15 protein-coding genes and 1 pseudogene are annotated in these 16,307 nt (G+C 40.5%); 15 read left to right on the forward strand and 1 reads right to left on the reverse strand.

Features of this window, described 5'->3' with window-relative positions; translation table 11 throughout:
• The first annotated feature begins 117 nt into the window (after window positions 1-117).
• The 12 genes and pseudogenes from CUU66_RS15510 (at window position 118) to CUU66_RS15575 (ending at window position 11,858) form a co-directional block, all read left to right on the forward strand.
• Entirely contained in the window at window positions 118-1,065 is a 948-nt protein-coding gene (locus tag CUU66_RS15510) for a sugar-binding transcriptional regulator (protein ID WP_180955304.1), read from the forward strand.
• A gap of 146 nt (window positions 1,066-1,211) precedes the next feature.
• Complete coding sequence (gene deoC, locus CUU66_RS15515; RefSeq protein ID WP_101643747.1) at window positions 1,212-1,886, forward strand: deoxyribose-phosphate aldolase; 675 nt, start codon at window positions 1,212-1,214, stop codon at window positions 1,884-1,886.
• A gap of 78 nt (window positions 1,887-1,964) precedes the next feature.
• A pseudogene (locus CUU66_RS24920) lies at window positions 1,965-2,179 on the forward strand (cytidine deaminase); the annotation flags it as partial.
• A 74-nt stretch (window positions 2,180-2,253) separates the two neighbouring features.
• Window positions 2,254-3,435, forward strand: coding sequence for a NupC/NupG family nucleoside CNT transporter (locus CUU66_RS15525; RefSeq protein WP_101643748.1), 1,182 nt, complete (start codon window positions 2,254-2,256; stop codon window positions 3,433-3,435).
• Between the two features lie 431 nt (window positions 3,436-3,866).
• Entirely contained in the window at window positions 3,867-4,667 is an 801-nt protein-coding gene (locus tag CUU66_RS15535; protein ID WP_101643751.1) for a spore coat protein, read from the forward strand.
• A 719-nt stretch (window positions 4,668-5,386) separates the two neighbouring features.
• On the forward strand, window positions 5,387-5,701 hold the full coding sequence (locus CUU66_RS15540) for an iron-sulfur cluster biosynthesis family protein (RefSeq protein WP_101643753.1): 315 nt from the start codon (window positions 5,387-5,389) through the stop codon (window positions 5,699-5,701).
• Between the two features lie 221 nt (window positions 5,702-5,922).
• On the forward strand, window positions 5,923-6,252 hold the full coding sequence (locus tag CUU66_RS15545) for a cupin domain-containing protein (protein ID WP_101643783.1): 330 nt from the start codon (window positions 5,923-5,925) through the stop codon (window positions 6,250-6,252).
• A gap of 116 nt (window positions 6,253-6,368) precedes the next feature.
• On the forward strand, window positions 6,369-7,301 hold the full coding sequence (locus CUU66_RS15550) for an ABC transporter ATP-binding protein (protein WP_101643755.1): 933 nt from the start codon (window positions 6,369-6,371) through the stop codon (window positions 7,299-7,301).
• Between the two features lie 4 nt (window positions 7,302-7,305).
• Entirely contained in the window at window positions 7,306-8,250 is a 945-nt protein-coding gene (locus tag CUU66_RS15555; protein WP_101643757.1) for an ABC transporter permease, read from the forward strand.
• A gap of 642 nt (window positions 8,251-8,892) precedes the next feature.
• Window positions 8,893-9,732, forward strand: a complete 840-nt coding sequence (locus CUU66_RS15560; protein ID WP_101643758.1) for a phytanoyl-CoA dioxygenase family protein — start codon at window positions 8,893-8,895, stop codon at window positions 9,730-9,732.
• Between the two features lie 735 nt (window positions 9,733-10,467).
• A complete protein-coding gene (locus CUU66_RS15570; RefSeq protein WP_101643762.1) occupies window positions 10,468-11,526 on the forward strand; it encodes a lactonase family protein in 1,059 nt (352 codons plus the stop codon).
• Window positions 11,527-11,744: 218 nt separating this feature from the next.
• Entirely contained in the window at window positions 11,745-11,858 is a 114-nt protein-coding gene (locus CUU66_RS15575; protein ID WP_101643763.1) for a YjcZ family sporulation protein, read from the forward strand.
• Between the two features lie 184 nt (window positions 11,859-12,042).
• On the opposite strand, the gene CUU66_RS15580 is transcribed toward CUU66_RS15575, so the two are convergent.
• Window positions 12,043-12,372: a MerR family transcriptional regulator gene (locus CUU66_RS15580; protein ID WP_101643765.1), complete on the reverse strand. Its 330-nt coding sequence runs from the start codon at window positions 12,370-12,372 to the stop codon at window positions 12,043-12,045.
• Between the two features lie 196 nt (window positions 12,373-12,568).
• On the opposite strand from CUU66_RS15580, the gene CUU66_RS15585 reads away from it, so the two are divergent.
• From CUU66_RS15585 to helD, 3 genes are all read left to right on the forward strand, one after another.
• On the forward strand, window positions 12,569-12,748 hold the full coding sequence (locus CUU66_RS15585; RefSeq protein ID WP_101643766.1) for a Fur-regulated basic protein FbpA: 180 nt from the start codon (window positions 12,569-12,571) through the stop codon (window positions 12,746-12,748).
• A gap of 24 nt (window positions 12,749-12,772) precedes the next feature.
• Window positions 12,773-12,916 carry a hypothetical protein gene (locus CUU66_RS24270; protein ID WP_180955305.1) on the forward strand — a complete coding sequence of 48 codons (144 nt, stop codon included), beginning with the start codon at window positions 12,773-12,775 and terminating at the stop codon, window positions 12,914-12,916.
• A 245-nt stretch (window positions 12,917-13,161) separates the two neighbouring features.
• The gene (gene helD, locus CUU66_RS15590) at window positions 13,162-15,486 is read left to right on the forward strand and encodes an RNA polymerase recycling motor HelD (protein ID WP_101643768.1); all 2,325 of its coding nucleotides are present in this window, start codon (window positions 13,162-13,164) and stop codon (window positions 15,484-15,486) included.
• Window positions 15,487-16,307: the final 821 nt, after the last annotated feature.

The raw sequence follows: 16,307 nt of genomic DNA on the forward strand, positions 1-16,307 counted from the left end.
TATTTTATTTGCGGAAAAAATGATCAGCGGGAAAATCAAAAACAGAAAATTTGTTCATTTTATCATGAATATCTGATATGATAAAAAGTATTAAATGATGAAAAAGGGGGGATTCCATTGGAGTATGAAAAATTAAATAAAGTAATAGAAGCTGCAAAATTATATTACCTTCTTGATTATAATCAAAATGACATTGCTAAAAAACTTGGTGTTTCCAGACCTACTGTTTCCCGGCTGCTCCAAACTGCTAAAAGTGAAGGAATTGTCCAAATAAAAATTGTAGATACTGCCACAGATACTGAAAAATTGTCGTTAGATCTTGAGCGGAAATTCAATTTGAAAAAAGCGGTAGTTGTTTCAGTCCCCAAATATGAAAACCCCATTATTAAAAATTATCTTGGTGAGGCCGCTGCAAATTTCCTCGACGAAATAGTTAAGGATGGAGATATTATAGGTGTAACCTGGGGGACTACTCTTTATCATGTAGGAATAGAACTAAAGCAAAAGCATGTAAAGGATGTTAAGGTTGTGCAATTGAAGGGGGCTGTAAGCCATTCAGAAACGAATACGTATGCTTCCGAAGTTTTATACTTATTTGGAAAGGCTTACAACAGTTCTCCCATGAATCTTCCGCTCCCCGCAATTGTGGATCATGTAGTCGTGAAAAGAGCAATGGAAGCTGACCGGCATATAAGAAAGATACTTGATTTAGGCAAAAATTCCAATATTGCTGTTTTTACAAATGGAACTATTAATCAGGAATCTCTATTGTTTCAGCTGGATTATTTTTCAGAAGAAGATCTTCAAACTATTTTTGAGCATGCAGTTGGAGACATTTGTTCACGATTTTATGATGAAAAAGGTAACATTTGCAATGACAGCTTAAATGAGCGCACTCTCGGAATTGATCTAGAAGAATTGAAAGAAAAGGAATATTCTATTCTGGTTGCCGGGGGAGCACAGAAAATTGACGGCATTTATGGAGCATTAAAGGGTGAGTTTGCCAACGTCCTAGTGACGGACCAAATAACTGCGCAATTTCTGCTGGATAAATTAAACAGCTGAGAAACAAGACCTTTCTATAGAGGGTCTTTTTTTGAGTAATGTTTAACTTTTGTTCAATTGTATATTTACATTTGTTCACTTCTGATATATAGTAATTCATGCAGAGCTGAAAGCGGTTTATTTGAAAGATCGAAAGGAAGATTTAAATGAATAATAATATAACTAGTTTAATAGATCATACTTTATTAAAAGCCAATGCTGCTGAGTCAGAAATTGTGACTTTGGCAGCAGAAGCTAAGAAATACTCCTTTGCTTCGGTTTGCGTTAATCCAGTCTGGGTTAAGGAGGCTGCCGAGCTATTAAAAGATGCGCCTGAAGTAAAAGTTTGTACAGTGATCGGGTTTCCTCTCGGAGCATCTACTTCAGAAGTGAAAGCATTTGAAACGTCTAATGCCATTGAAAATGGAGCAGACGAAGTGGATATGGTTATTAATATCGGGGCTCTAAAGGATAAGAACTACGAGTTAGTAGAGCACGACATAAAAGCAGTGACGGACGCTGCGAAAAACAAGGCTTTAGTAAAGGTCATTATAGAAACAGCTCTTTTAACAGAAGAAGAAAAGATCAAAGCTTGTGAGCTTGCTGTAAAAGCAGGAGCGGATTTTGTGAAAACTTCAACTGGTTTTTCAACTGGAGGCGCCACGGCTGAAGATATCGCCTTAATGAGAAAAACAGTTGGACCGGATATAGGTGTAAAAGCTTCCGGAGGAGTCAGAGGTCTTGAAGACGCGAAGAAAATGGTACAGGCTGGGGCAACCAGAATTGGTGCCAGCTCAGGTGTTTCGATTGCTAAAGGCGAAATCAGCAGTTCAGATTATTAAAAACTAGTAAAAAATAGATGCCTATCCGGGAAGCTTTGGAGCTGTCGGTTAGGCAGTTTTTTGCGAGGTTAAAGAAGTATGGAGATCAAACAATTAATAAATGAAGCCATCACTGCCAGGAGACAGGCCTAAACTGCTTATTCTGGTTTTCAAGTAGGGGCTGCCATACTGACAAAAAGCCAAAAAGTGTTTCATGGGTGTAATATCGAAAAGGCTTCCTATGGTTGACAAATTGTGCTGAAAGAACGGCAGTATTTAAGGCGGTTTCTGAAGGTCATAAGGATTTTGAGGCCCCGGGATATGCACAAATAAACAGCTTACTTACTAGAACCGAATTGAACCAATACATCAACGTGGAGGGATCAGCATGAAATATTTAGTGGCAATCTTAGGGCTGCTCGTGGTCTTTGGCTTAGCTTTTCTAGCAAGCAATAACCGTAAGCAGATCAAATATAAACCTATTATTATAATGGTCGTTATCCAATTGCTATTATCAGCATTATTATTAAATACGAAGTTTGGATTCGTTATCATAAACGGCATCGCATCTGTATTTGAAAAACTGCTGGCATATGCCGGCGAGGGTATCCAATTTGTCTTTGGGGGCATTGCCAATGATGGGCAAAGTCCATTTTTCTTAAATGTCCTTCTGCCGATCGTATTTATTTCTGTTTTAATCGGTATATTCCAGCACTTTGGCATTCTTCCATTCATCATGAAATGGATCGGATTCCTGCTGAGCAAGATTAACGGAATGGGTAAATTGGAATCTTATAATGCAGTTGCGTCAGCCATTGTAGGGCAATCTGAAGTATTTATTACTATAAAAAAACAATTGGGCAAGCTGCCGCCTAATCGTTTATATACACTAAGCGCCTCTGCAATGTCCACGGTTTCCATGTCCATTGTTGGTGCTTATATGACTATGATAGAACCAAAGTATGTAGTAACTGCTATAGTGATTAACTTATTTGGCGGATTTATTATTGCGTCAATTATTAATCCCTATACAGTCAATGATGATGAAGATATTTTAGAAGTAATTGAAGAAGAAAAACAATCTTTTTTTGAAATGCTTGGAGAATATATATTAGATGGTTTTAAGGTAGCCATTATTGTTGGAGCGATGCTGCTTGGATTTGTAGCATTAATGGCGGCAATCAATAACGTGTTTGATATGATGTTCGGCATTTCATTCCAACAGATTATTGGGTATGTATTCTCACCATTTGCTATCATCATGGGTGTACCTTTCGCTGAATCGGTTCAGGCAGGTGGAATTATGGCAACAAAGCTTGTCACAAACGAATTTGTCGCCATGATGGACTTAGCAAAAACAGCCTCTCAATTCAGTGAACGGACATTAGGAATTGTCTCTGTATTCCTTGTATCTTTTGCGAACTTCTCGTCTATCGGAATCGTAGCAGGTGCCGTTAAAGGACTGAATGAAAAGCAGGGGAATGTGGTAGCTCGTTTCGGGCTAAAACTGCTTTACGGCGCTACTTTAGTAAGTGTGCTGTCAGCTGTCATCGTCAGCGTTATCCTATAAACTTTCAAAAAAGCTTCCCTCCTTCATGGAGGGAGTGCTTTTTTATTTTTCTTAGAAATTGTTTGTCAATTAAAGGAGAGAACAGGAAGAGCGGTAAGACGAATTTATCGGGAAAGTGGCTATGCTCCAATCCTGGGTAACGCTGACTCTGCCGGCACTGTTCTCCCTTACAGGGATTTGGGAAGACCTATATAATATCTGGATCGTGGTTTTAGCCGCTTCAATCTTATACTTGCTGCGGGACTGCGCTTAAAATATTCAACGCTGGGAAGGCAAGCTTAGACAGCGTCTCTTCTAAATGGGGTTGAGGTATGTATATTACTGCCAATTCTTGAAGAAAGTTCATAATGGGATATGGAGGTTCTTTTACATCAATGAGCCGGGCAAAGGAAATATTACTCTTTGTAAGTGAAAATTTGAGGAGTGATTAGATGCCATTCGGTGCACATGAAACGATGGAAGTACATGAATGTTTAATGGAAAAAGTAAATATGCTTAATCAATTTAATTTTTATATGAAGCATGCAAAAAATCCACAATTGACGAATATGATCATCCGTCATCAGCAGGAAGAAATTCGTTCATATAATGAGCTTGTTTCATATACTCACGATTACAATCGATTTACACCGATTTCTCCAAATACGAATATCAGAGGAATGGAACCGCAGCAGATCAATTATGGTCTTCAGAATCCGCCGTCATTTCAACCGGAGTCTTCATTAAACCAGCTTGGCGACAAAGAGGTTGCTATCGGTATGCTGCTGTGCCACAAAAATGCTGCCAGGAATTCTATGTGGGGTGCATTGGAAATAGCCGATCCTACCCTTCGTAAAATTATGATAAACTGTTCAGTTAACTGTGCAAACCAGGCATACGAAGTGTTCTTGTTTATGAACGAAAATGGTATGTACCAAGTGCCAGAGCTAAATAATGAGACAGCAAAAACACTACTTCACAGCTATGTGCCAACCGGTAAGGAATTAGAAAATACCTATTTTGGCCGCCAAGGACAAAATGCAGGTATGTCCGGACAGACAAAAAATGCACAGGGAAACTATACCTTCACAGGAAGCCAGCAGGGAATGGATTTTAACGTAAATTCTCCTCAAAGTACACTGTATGGAGGAAATCAAGAAGCAGGACGCCAGCAATATCCTCAGACAGGTACTCCGGGATATGGCGGAACTCAGGGAATATCACCCTACGGAAACCAAAATTACGGCAGATAATAGTCAGATCGGTATCCACTCGGAGTATTCCGGGTGGTTTTTTTAATAGGCTCTTTTCGCAAAGTTTGTTGCTTTTTAATGGCAGGTTGATTTCCGTTACAGGTGCTCGCTTTCCGCGGGGCGGGCGCTGAGCCTCCTCGGCGTATCGCCTGTGGGGTCTCACCTGTCCCGCTGCTCCCGCAGGAGTCTCGCACCTTCCACTGCAATCAACTGGTTCGATAAGGGAAAACATCTCGCAAAACAATAATCCTTTAGAAAACAGCCTTTTAAATAAAGCTCATTTCTAACGCACGATGCACAAGGATGTGCAAGCCAAGCGGGGCCACAGAAACGTGGCCGTTCGAGCGTGATAAGGGCGACTATGCTTCTGTCTTCGCTGTCGCTTGCCAGTCAGCAAGTCTTCTTTATCAGGTGTCAGCTTTTCTTTTAGTGTTTTCCCTCTACTTAAAAAAAGATCATCATTCAGCTTTTGGATGGACTTTTTCTTGAAGCGCACCGTCCTCCGCTTTTCGACCAGGTGAGACCCCGCCAGGCGTAGCCGAGGAGGCTTTAGGCGCCCGCCCCTAAGGTCCGCGAGCCTCCTCACGTTCCAATCAACTACCTGCTTCAATACCAACAAAGTTTGCGAAAGCATCCATATACATTTAAAAAAAGAAATGGTATAGCAGTCTAAATAAGGGTAATTAAATAGTAATCATCACGGAAGGGAGAGAAGTATAATGAATATTGTAATCAAACCAGCTGCTGCTGCAGAAATAAGCAAATATGATTTTCAGGAAGACGAAGGAATTAGGATAGAAGCTATTTACGTAGGGAGCTGTTCCATCTATGCAGAGCACAACCTCAAAATTGATAAAAAGGGACCGGATGATGATCTCTATGAGATAGAGGGCATTCCCGTACTGATTTCAAAGGAGAGCGGGAAGCTCCTGCATGATCAAATTATTTTAGACTTTAATCCTAGTTTAGGTTATAAGCTGTCTTCTGCTGAAGAAGTATATAAATATAACTTGCAGCTTGTTAGAAGAAAATAAGCCACTGAGACTTGCGTAATAAATGCAGGTCTTTTTTTATAGCAAGAATATAGGGGTTCCATGACGAAAAAATTAATACATCTCTCTTTGAAAATTAAGGACTAAGTTGGAACGCAGTTTATTTTTAAAGGACTATCGCTAAGAAATAGAGAACTAAGATAAAGGCAGGGGGCATAATGGTTAATTGCCGTAAGCCGAAACATAATGGAGAGGTGCAAAAAATGAATCATACACAAGGAAAGCAAAATCTATTTCAGTTGGTTTCAGAGATAAGGGAATACAAAAATTTTATAGTGTCCGAAGTGAATGACCATGTCTTAAGAGCGGCGGTCATTGATGGGGAATTCCACTGGCACCATCATGAGACAGATGAATTATTTATCGTACTTGAAGGAGAGCTTCATATTGATTTTGATCACAAAGAGACAGTTTCTCTCAAACCGGGGGAGGTATATACAGTTCCCGCCGGAGTAAAGCACCGGACCAGATCTGATGGCAGGACCGTTAATTTATGCTTTGAAAAAAATGACACGGATATTAATGGTGTATGATAAAACATTTAATAGGTATTGGAAAACTTTGTAACTTATTGGTTTCCTGTTCGTATATAATGATGGGTGTGTGATTAGAGCATAGAAACAGAATGTTTTAGAAAGAGGTGGAACATATGTCGGTAAATGCATTAGAAGTCCGGTCCTTAACCAAGGTGATCGGCAAAAAAAGGATTGTTGATGATGTGAGCTTCAGCGTGCATAAAGGAGAAATCTTCGGTCTTCTAGGTCCGAATGGAGCCGGGAAAACGACCATTATCCGTATGATTGTAAGTTTGATCAAGCGGACAAATGGAGCGGTTATTGTGAACGGCAATAATCTAGATGAGCAGTTTAAAGAAACGATGAGTGAGATAGGTGCGATTGTTGAAAACCCGGAATTTTATAAATATATGAGCGGGTACAAAAATTTAAAGCATTACGCGAATATGGCAATCAAAGAGGTTTCAGATGAGCGGATTAAGGAAGTTGCCAGATTAGTGAAGCTAGAAGATGCTATCCACCAAAAGGTGAAGACATACTCACTTGGAATGCGGCAGAGGCTTGGTGTGGCCCAGGCATTGCTGCATAACCCTTCGCTGCTAATTTTGGATGAGCCTACAAATGGATTGGACCCGCAGGGAATCAGAGAATTCAGAGATTACTTGCATTCTCTTGCCCGTGAAGGTATTTCCGTTCTGGTATCCTCTCATTTATTATCTGAAATGCAGCTGATGTGCGACCGATTTGCAATCATTGAAAAAGGCAGGCTGATCCATATATCTTCCATGAAAGAAACGATGGAGGAGGATCAAGCAGCAGAAGTTGTGTTTGAAGTCAGTGACAGCAAAAAAGCGGCAGATGTGCTGAAGAATCAAGTGGCAGCTTCAAAAATTAAAGTGATTTCAGAAGAACAGTTTTCCGTCTATGTAGAAAGAACGGGTATCAGTACGATCAATAAGCTATTGATCTCTAACGATATAGATGTATATGGGATTAGCAGGGTTACTGCTACATTGGAAGACCGCTTCTTAGAAATAACGAACAAAGAAGCAGTAAGGGAGGCGTAAGCAGGTGATTTCATTAATCCGTAATGAACTTATGAAAATGTTTCAAAAAAAATCCAGCTGGATTTATATGATTATCATAGTAATAGCAGTCATCGTGGGCGGTATCATCTACAATAAAGTAACCGGCGAACCTCAGGAAAATTGGCAGTCTGGGGTTAAGGCAGAAATAGCCGGGCTCCAGCAGGATGCGAAGGCTGCCAAAGGAGAAGAAAAACAGTTTATTAATAATCAAATTGAACAGAACCAAAAATATCTGGATGAAAATGTGAACCCAAATGCAGTCAGCAACTGGCATTTCATGAATGATGTTGTATATGGCATGACTACGCTGGTTACTCTGCTTGCAGTGATAGTATGCAGTGCAAGTGTATCTTCAGAATTTGCGGACGGGACCATCAAGCAGCTGTTAATCAGGCCGCATCAGAGATGGGCGATTCTTCTTTCTAAATATCTGTCATTGATCATCTATTCCTTGATTCTAGTAGCAACGCTCATCGCGGCAGGATATCTTGTTGGTTTAGTTACATTCGGCAGCGGAGACTTTACAGCGAAGATCTTTGATATGGCTATAGAAGGAAATAAGGAAGCTGAAGTCGGACCTCAGTTCTTCCTTAAGATTGCTTACTACCTTCCGAGTCTGCTGATTATAACGGCTATAGCCTTTATGCTCTCCACTTTATTTAAAAGTCAGGCACTGGCAGTTGGCATCGGAATCTTTGTTCTGTTTCTTTCTTCATCACTTGGAGGATTAATTGTTGTTCTAGCAGATAAATATGAGTGGGCTAAATATCTAATTTTTCCACATCTCGATTTAACGGTTTATGCCTTGCAGGATAAGATATTAGGGGATATAACCCTGCCAATTTCCCTAACCATTCTGGCCGTCTACTATGCCATTTTTATGGCGCTGACTTTCGTGTTTTTCCAGAAACGGGATATTAGTATATAAAAATGGGGAGCTGCGAAGGCAGCTCCTTTTTACGTTTCTCCTAATCAGGTATATTAACATAAGGCTGTTTTCGCAAACTTTGTTGTTATTGAACAAGGGGGTTGATTTCCACTACAGGATGCTCGCGGACCTTAGGGGCGGGCGCCCGTGCCTCCTCGGCTCCGCATGTGGGGTCTCACCTGTCCCGCTGCTCCCGCACAGAAAAGCGGAAAGCGGTGCCTGCCCAACATATAAATATTAAACGCTCAGTGATAATCCCAATTGATATAAAATTCTAAACAATTTGGCAGGCAGAGACCCGACAAGCATAAGACAAGCCGGCTGTGGGGAGTGCTTTTCTCCCCATAGACGGATTGGCTTATGACTCGAGGGTCTCAGCTTGTAGCTGGATCAAGGAGTCTCGCACCTTACGTTCCAATCAACCTGTTTAACAATAGTGTAAGTTCACGAAACTTATTAAAAAACAACAATCTTTTAGAAAAGAGCCTAACATAAAGAAAATATTTGGCGTTCTTACGCGCTGGTTTTATTGCAGTATCGGTTAGAATTTTCTCATAGATCTGCTATACTAAGAAAATAAAACGCTTTCAAATGGTTATCTGCCATGACTTAAAATTACCCGAATAATTGGAGGAATGTAGGATGAGTAAAACCACATTGAACTCTTCACTTAAATACGATACTGCAGAAATCATGGGGGCCCTTTACGGCCCAGGGATTACTGGTTTAAAAGGAGCTTTTGACCGCAAATGGGTAAAAGAACTCGGTGAAGATATTGCAGGTCTCTATGAAGAGGCCCTAAAAAGACCGGGCGGGGCAGTGGGACGAGGTCCTAAGCGCCACTATGTAGAAATCCATCCTGAAGATATCCGCGGTTTTGTAGACCTTGTTACCCATCCTTGGGTTAAAGCAGTTTGCGAATCTGTTCTGGGTCCTGAATATAAAATTGTCGAGATAGGCTTTGATGTTCCTAACCCGGGTGCTGTTAATCAGCCTTGGCACCGTGACTTCCCTGCACCCCAGGATACAATTAAAGGCAGAAGGCTTAACTCCCTTGCTTTCAACGTTACTACGGTCGACGTAGAACCGGACATGGGGCCTTTTGAAATCGCGCCTGGGACCCAATGGGATGATGCGAGCGAGTTCGAACATGAAATGTTCCCTCCGAAAGAGTTTTATTCCCGTTATGAAGGAAGAGCTGAACAAAAAATGCCTAAAATGGGTGATATTTCGGTACGTTCCGCACTGACCATCCATAGAGGAACGGCTAATCACTCTGATCAAGCACGCCCTGTACTGGTGCTAGGAGTAGATGCCCCTGGAGCAAACAATCACGAGCGCCATGACCTGCAAATTACGAAGAAATTTTATGATACCCTTCCAGAGGACCTGAAAGGCCGCTTAATGTGTCGTATTGTTGATGAACTTGAAGTCATTGTACAAGGCCACTCCATTGAAGGGCTGATGATGGGAGAGGCATAATAGGCAGCTCTTTAGTGAGTACGAATTAGTAGTTTTCTAGAAAATTAGCACTTTAGATAAGGCTGTAAAGGCTGTCGAGATATTCTCGGCAGCCTTATTTTATTCAACCCTGTTTAATCGTGGGATTGATACATACATACTTCTAAATCTGGGTGATACCACTCTTGTTAACTATCCAAAACTAGCTCAGTGCTTATGGCAAGTCAATGCGGCTGCTTGAAGATCTGAACGACATAGCCCGCTTACTTTCTGCAGCATCCTTGGGGGGGATAAGCATAAGAGCAGGATTCATAAGCATTAAGGCTGCGGAATAAGCATAAGGCAGAAAACATAAAGCATTGATTTTTAGTAGATCAGCATAAACCTTGAATAGATAAGCGTAAAACCCTAACAGATAAGCATAAACCTTCAAAACATAAGCTTAAACTGCTGAAAGTAAAGCATAGAAAGTTAAGATAAAACTAAAAACCTGCTAATTTGTCTAAAACTTATTAATTTTACTTGGCTGGCCGATAGAAAATACATTTACAGTACATAAATTTCATATTCGAAAAAATATCGAGTCTGTAACAGAGAAGTCGACCAAGCAGTTCGATACAAGGAGGGGGAGCCGATTAAATAGATTGTCAATAATCCATAATTGTTAATAAGTGTTTCGCACAAGCTTCACATTCATGCCTTCCATCAATACATGTTATAATATGGACAAAATTCGTTATAGATTGGAGTTCCGATATGACAAAGACTAATTTTATTGGGTATGTTGGCACATATACTAAGGGTGACAGCCAGGGCATTTATTCTTTTTCTTTAGATACTGAAGCTAAAAAGTTGAGTAATGTGGCTTTAGCTGCTGAACTTGGGAATCCTACATATGTAAATGTAAGCAAGGACAACCGTTTTCTCTATTCGGTGGCTAAAGCTGGAGATAAGGGCGGCGTGGCTGCTTATTCAGTCAATGAAGAGACTGGTGCACTCCGCCTCATCAATCAGGAAGTATCGGATGGGTCATCGCCATGTCACGTGGATGTAAATGCTGATCTGACAGCCGTTGTCTCTGCAAACTACCATAATGGGACAGTGGATTCCTACGTGTTAAATAATGATGGCAGCCTTAATCCTGTATCTTCTGTCGCTGCCCATGAAGGCTCAGGTCCTAATAAGGACAGACAGGAAAAACCTCATGCTCATTATTCCGGATTTACACCTGATCAAAAGTATATAGCGGTTATTGATCTGGGGATTGATAAATTAATAACCTATCAGCTTGCAGAAGACGGAACCCTCTCCGAAGTGAGCAGTTTGTCTGTTAAAGCTGGCAGTGGTCCAAGACACCTTTCGTTTCATCCTAATGGGAAGTTTGCTTATCTGATGACAGAACTCAGCAATGAAGTGATCGTTCTTTCTTATAATCAGGAAACAGGAGAGTTCAAAGAGGTACAGTATATATCTGCAATTCCTGCAGATTTCAATGAGAACAGCCAGGGAAGCGCCATTCATGTCTCCTCTGATGGCCGGTTCGTATATGCGGGTAACCGCGGGCATGACAGCATAGCTGTATTTAGAGTTAATGAAGAAAGCTTTGAATTAACATTAGTCGAATATACCTCAACGGAAGGCTCATGGCCAAGGGATTTTGTATTGGATCCTTCAGAGAAATTCCTGATTGCCTCCAATCAGGAATCGAGCAATCTTGTGCTTTATGAAAGAGACGAAACTAGCGGAAAACTAACTGTATTACAATCAGATGTAACGGTTCCGTATCCTGTATGCGTTAAGTTTTTAAACGCATAAAAAAAGTAAAAGTCAGCCGGTCAGCCGGCTGACTTTTACTTTCTCCGCATCCAGCAACTCTCCCGATACAGATGTAAGCACCGTTGGAAAATTCACCTAAAGAAAACCAAGCCCCTTTTTCCCAGCAAAGAAACCTTTCTGCCTATCGCTACATAGTATGTATGGACTCAGCAATAACCTTCGGGTTATTAATAAAATCTTTGAAGGAGGCATATTTTATGTCTGGAAATGTTGGAGGATACGGGTTTGGTTCAGGGTTTGCTTTATTGATCGTATTGTTTATTCTTCTTATCATCATTGGAGCTAGCTTCTGCGGAGGATTTGGCTACTAATCCGATTAGCAGGTAATTCTTAATGAACCGCTTATTCCTAAAAATAACAATGGGCTGAAATCGCTACTATGATTCCTACCCCAAAACCCCATGCGGACTGAGTCTGCATGGGGATTTTTTTTAACATTGCTGCCGGCAGCTTTGCAGTAATCTTTTGATGATACCGCAAGAGATTAATAAATAGTTACCTATTCTTGCTGACGCCAAATTGAGCGTTAATCTGCCCCTGCAGCATTTTCTGCCGGATTTTTTTGTATTCTTCCTTTCTCAGTTCTCTCATATAGTCCTGGCGGATTTCGTGAGTCTGTACTCCTTCTTCTCTTTTAGCTGCGATGTCCATCAATCGCTCTACATCATCAAAGGAAAATTTTCTGCTCCCTCGTTCTGTTCTTTCGGGAAAAATTAACTTCCGTTCTTCATAATATCTAATTTGCCTGACGGATAATCCCGTTAATTCACTTACAATTCCGATCGTGATTACTTTTTTTGTTTTATAAGATGGGTCGAGCGTCACGCTATAACACACTCCTCTAATCATCACATGTAGTAATGATCATTATAAGATGTGTTAAATAAATTTGACAGAATATTGTTAGAAAACCTTACATACATCAAAGTATTACGGAGGTTATCTAACATGATGGAAGACATTAGCTTAACGGCTGCATAAAATAAGGATCATACACAAACTAATTAAGGGGAGTGAGGTAATGCCATTATTAAGAGAAGCTGTTGAGAAGAAAAGGAAATTTATTATTCAAAAGCTAATTCAGGCAGGAGTGTATAAACCTACTGATCAAGAGATCAACTCGTTTACTCTTTCGCAGCTGGAAAAAGATTATCATTATTTTATCTTGCGAGGACAGAATCTTAAAACGAAGAACAGTTAATCATTATAAAAAGGTGAGAATGCTATGGTGGACGAAAAAGCGATAGAGTTAGCGAAAAAAATAGTGGAGCTTGATCTTTTGCGTGATGAAATCTGGGAGGACTTTGCACGACTTGCTGGTGACAAAGCGTATGAACTTCTCCGGTACATTCAGAATCATTCAGCCTAGATGCCTGACTTGGATTATATAAAATAGAAAACCCCTGATCCGCGTGGTCAGGGGTAAATTTCGCTTAAAAAGCATATATTAAAAAATATGTACATTGAAAGTAGCCATTGGTCGTTAACCGTGTTATGATTAATATCGACCGCGCTTTTAAATGTTTTGAGTATATAAATATCCTTATTTTAATTGTATCTTAAACGTTAGCGCTTTGTCAATAAATAATTTTATGAAAATGGGAGGAATATGGTATGAATGAAACCCATTTAGAATGGCAGAAGGAACAGGAACGCGTAGATTTCGTCCACAGCCAAATTAAAAAAAAGCAGGAAACCTTAAAACAGAATGCGGCAGGCCTTAAGCAAGGGATCATTGGCCTTAGGGAGACCTTCTGGGAAGATGTTACGGTAAATCTCGATGAACCAGATGATGTAATCGAAACTCAGGCCAGCCTAAAACAGCAGGCAGAATTACTTTCTGAGCGTGAACGGAGCCATGGCCTTCTGTACGAAAAATTGAAAAAGCTCGCAAGGCTTGAAGATTCTCCTTACTTTGGGAGAATTGATTTTTTTGAAGAAAACGAGACAGCAAGTGATACCATCTACATTGGTATTGCATCCTTGCTGGACGAACAAGAAGAAAATTTCCTTATATATGACTGGAGGGCTCCTATTTCCAGTCTTTATTATGATTTTCCTCCAGGGCCTGCGCAATACGAGACTATGGATGGTACCATCAGTGGAGAACTTGAGTTGAAAAGGCAGTTCATCATTAAGAATGCCAAAATAAAAGGATTGTTTGATACGGGGATAACCATCGGTGACCGGCTGCTTCAAGAAATACTGGGAAACCAGGCGAACACCAAAATGAAAAGTATCGTTGCTACCATTCAGAAGGAGCAAAATCAGATTATCAGGAATGAAAAAAGCAAAGTTCTAGTCGTTCAAGGTGTGGCAGGAAGCGGAAAAACATCAGCAGCTCTCCAGCGTGCAGCTTATCTGCTATATACCCATAGAGAAACCCTTAATTCTCAAAATATGATTCTTTTCTCTCCAAATCCCCTTTTTAACAGCTATATATCTACGGTGTTGCCGGAGCTGGGGGAAGAAAATATGAAACAGACCACCTATAAACAATTCCTGGAAAGTTTAATAAGTACCGCTTTTGAACTTGAGGATCCTTTTATGCAGATGGAAGCTTTTTTAAGCGGTGAAGATCAGGAGAGAATATCCGTCATCCCTTATAAATCAAGTCTGGAATTTAAAAGCTTGATTGCTGGTTATTTATCCATACTTAGTAATGAGGGCCTAATATTTAGAGATATCAGCTTTCGCGGCAGAGTTCTTATTACAGCAGCGGAAATTGAACTTCACTTTTATGGGCTGGACCGCCATATTTCGATTTCTAACCGAATGAGATTGACTGCTGAATGGCTGTTAAAAAGAATCTCCCTTTTCGAAAAGCAGGAGCGGGAGGAAGAATGGGTGCTTGAGGAAATGCAGCTTCTTGAAAAGGAGGATTTCCTTGAAGTTCATAGGGAAGTGCAACGGAAGAACAGAAGGATGAAAGCAGCATTTGATGAAAGTGAGCAGGAAGAAAAAAGGCTGCGAAAAAAAATTGTTCAACAGCATTTCACCCCCTTAAAGAAACGACTAAAACGATATGGTTTCCTCCATATTCTTGAAACCTATCTGCGCCTTTTTACTGAACAGCATCCTGCAATAGAAGAACATAAGCCTGTTAACTGGGATATCGTCAGTTCGGTTACCAGAACAGCAGTCGGCCGTAAAAAGCTGTTATGGGAGGATGCGGCACCGTTTCTGTATTTCAGGGATAAGCTGATTGGAAGAAAGTCCTATACACATATAAGGCATATTTTTATTGATGAATTCCAGGATTACTCCCCTTTCCAATTTGATTATTTAAAGGAGCTTTTTAGGGGGGCCAGTATGACATTGCTTGGTGATTTAAATCAGGCTATCTATCCACATTCACAAGAATCTGAATCTCTGTTATCGGACGAAGATGGAAACGTGGAAGAAGAAAGAATCATCCTGACAAGAAGCTATCGATCGACCCGTGAAATTGTGGAGTTTACCAGGACATTAGCTGATCAAGGAGAACAAATCATCCCTTTTAACAGAGAAGGTGAAAAACCTGAGGTCATTCAGGTTGCGGCTAAAGAGGACCAATATCAGCATATTATATCGACGGTCCGGGACTTAGAAATAAAGGGCTTTGAAACGATTGCTATAATCTGCAAAAGCATAGGTGAAAGTGAAGAGGCATACGAAATGCTCCGTTCATCCCTTAATATCCAGCTTATGAACCAGGACGCGACCTCTTATTCTAAAGGAGTAGTAGTGATCCCAGCCTATCTGGCAAAAGGAATTGAGTTTGATTCCGTTGTGATATGCAACGCCTCGCAAGAAGTATATGGGAGAGAATCTGAACGAAAGCTATTTTACACGGCATGCACAAGAGCGATGCATACTCTTACATTAATAACAGTAGGAGAGGCAAGTCCGTTTATTAAGAAAATCCCTGCCGATAAATATCTTATTAAAAAGCTATGATGAACTGCCTTTTTGATAGAGCTGGCAGGTACTCGCTTTCCGAGGGGGCGTTTCGGGAGCCTCCTTGGCGTAAATGCCTGCAGGGTCTTCCTTTTAACCTATGTTCCTGCTGGGAGTCTCCCACCTGCAGTGAGGGTCCGCATAGTGCGTTGAATTATCATACGTTTTAATCTAACTATTCGAAAAAATGTAAAAAAATTGGGATTATAGGTTTATCAGGAAACAAGCCGGGTAAATAAAGGAATGTAAGACAAACATTCTCATAGTACCTAAGGAGATGATTGATGATGTTGACAATCAAATACTCGTGGAACAAAGAGAATGATGAAGCAATAACAAGTCCAGGTGATCAGGGTTAGAGAAGTATTCAAGAAAAAGATCCCGAGCAAGACCAAATCTCGCAGAGGAGCTGATTTCAATGAATATGATGAGAAACCACTGGAATAAAGAAAATGATGAAGCAATAACAAGTCCAGGTGATCAGGGTTAGAGAAGTATTCAAGAAAAAGATCCCGAGCAAGACCAAATCTCGCAGAGGAGCTGATTTCAATGAATATGATGAGAAACCACTGGAACGCAGAAAATGATGAAGCGATAACAAGTCCAGGTGATCAGGGTTAGAGAAGTATTCAAGAAAAAAGATCCCGAGTAAGATCAAATCTCGCAGAGGAGCTGATTTCAATGAATATGTTGAGAAACCACTGGAACAAGGAAAATGATGAAGCAATAACAAGTCCAGGTGATCAGGGTTAGAGAAGTATTCAAGAAAAAGATCCCGAGCAAGACCAAATCTCGCAGAGGAGCTGATTTCAATGAATATG

This window comes from Peribacillus deserti (assembly GCF_002863585.1).
GTDB lineage: Bacteria > Bacillota > Bacilli > Bacillales > DSM-1321 > Paraperibacillus > Paraperibacillus deserti_A.

What these genes read in the sequence shown, in the direction of transcription:
- CUU66_RS15525 (WP_101643748.1), top strand. Translation starts at nt 2,254, where the DNA reads ATGAAATATTTAGTGGCAATCTTAGGGCTGCTCGTGGTCTTTGGCTTA.
- helD (WP_101643768.1), top strand. Translation starts at nt 13,162, where the DNA reads ATGAATGAAACCCATTTAGAATGGCAGAAGGAACAGGAACGCGTAGAT.
- CUU66_RS24270 (WP_180955305.1), top strand. Translation starts at nt 12,773, where the DNA reads ATGGTGGACGAAAAAGCGATAGAGTTAGCGAAAAAAATAGTGGAGCTT.
- deoC (WP_101643747.1), top strand. Translation starts at nt 1,212, where the DNA reads ATGAATAATAATATAACTAGTTTAATAGATCATACTTTATTAAAAGCC.
- CUU66_RS15550 (WP_101643755.1), top strand. Translation starts at nt 6,369, where the DNA reads ATGTCGGTAAATGCATTAGAAGTCCGGTCCTTAACCAAGGTGATCGGC.
- CUU66_RS15570 (WP_101643762.1), top strand. Translation starts at nt 10,468, where the DNA reads ATGACAAAGACTAATTTTATTGGGTATGTTGGCACATATACTAAGGGT.
- CUU66_RS15575 (WP_101643763.1), top strand. Translation starts at nt 11,745, where the DNA reads ATGTCTGGAAATGTTGGAGGATACGGGTTTGGTTCAGGGTTTGCTTTA.
- CUU66_RS15535 (WP_101643751.1), top strand. Translation starts at nt 3,867, where the DNA reads ATGCCATTCGGTGCACATGAAACGATGGAAGTACATGAATGTTTAATG.
- CUU66_RS15540 (WP_101643753.1), top strand. Translation starts at nt 5,387, where the DNA reads ATGAATATTGTAATCAAACCAGCTGCTGCTGCAGAAATAAGCAAATAT.
- CUU66_RS15560 (WP_101643758.1), top strand. Translation starts at nt 8,893, where the DNA reads ATGAGTAAAACCACATTGAACTCTTCACTTAAATACGATACTGCAGAA.
- CUU66_RS15585 (WP_101643766.1), top strand. Translation starts at nt 12,569, where the DNA reads ATGCCATTATTAAGAGAAGCTGTTGAGAAGAAAAGGAAATTTATTATT.
- CUU66_RS15545 (WP_101643783.1), top strand. Translation starts at nt 5,923, where the DNA reads ATGAATCATACACAAGGAAAGCAAAATCTATTTCAGTTGGTTTCAGAG.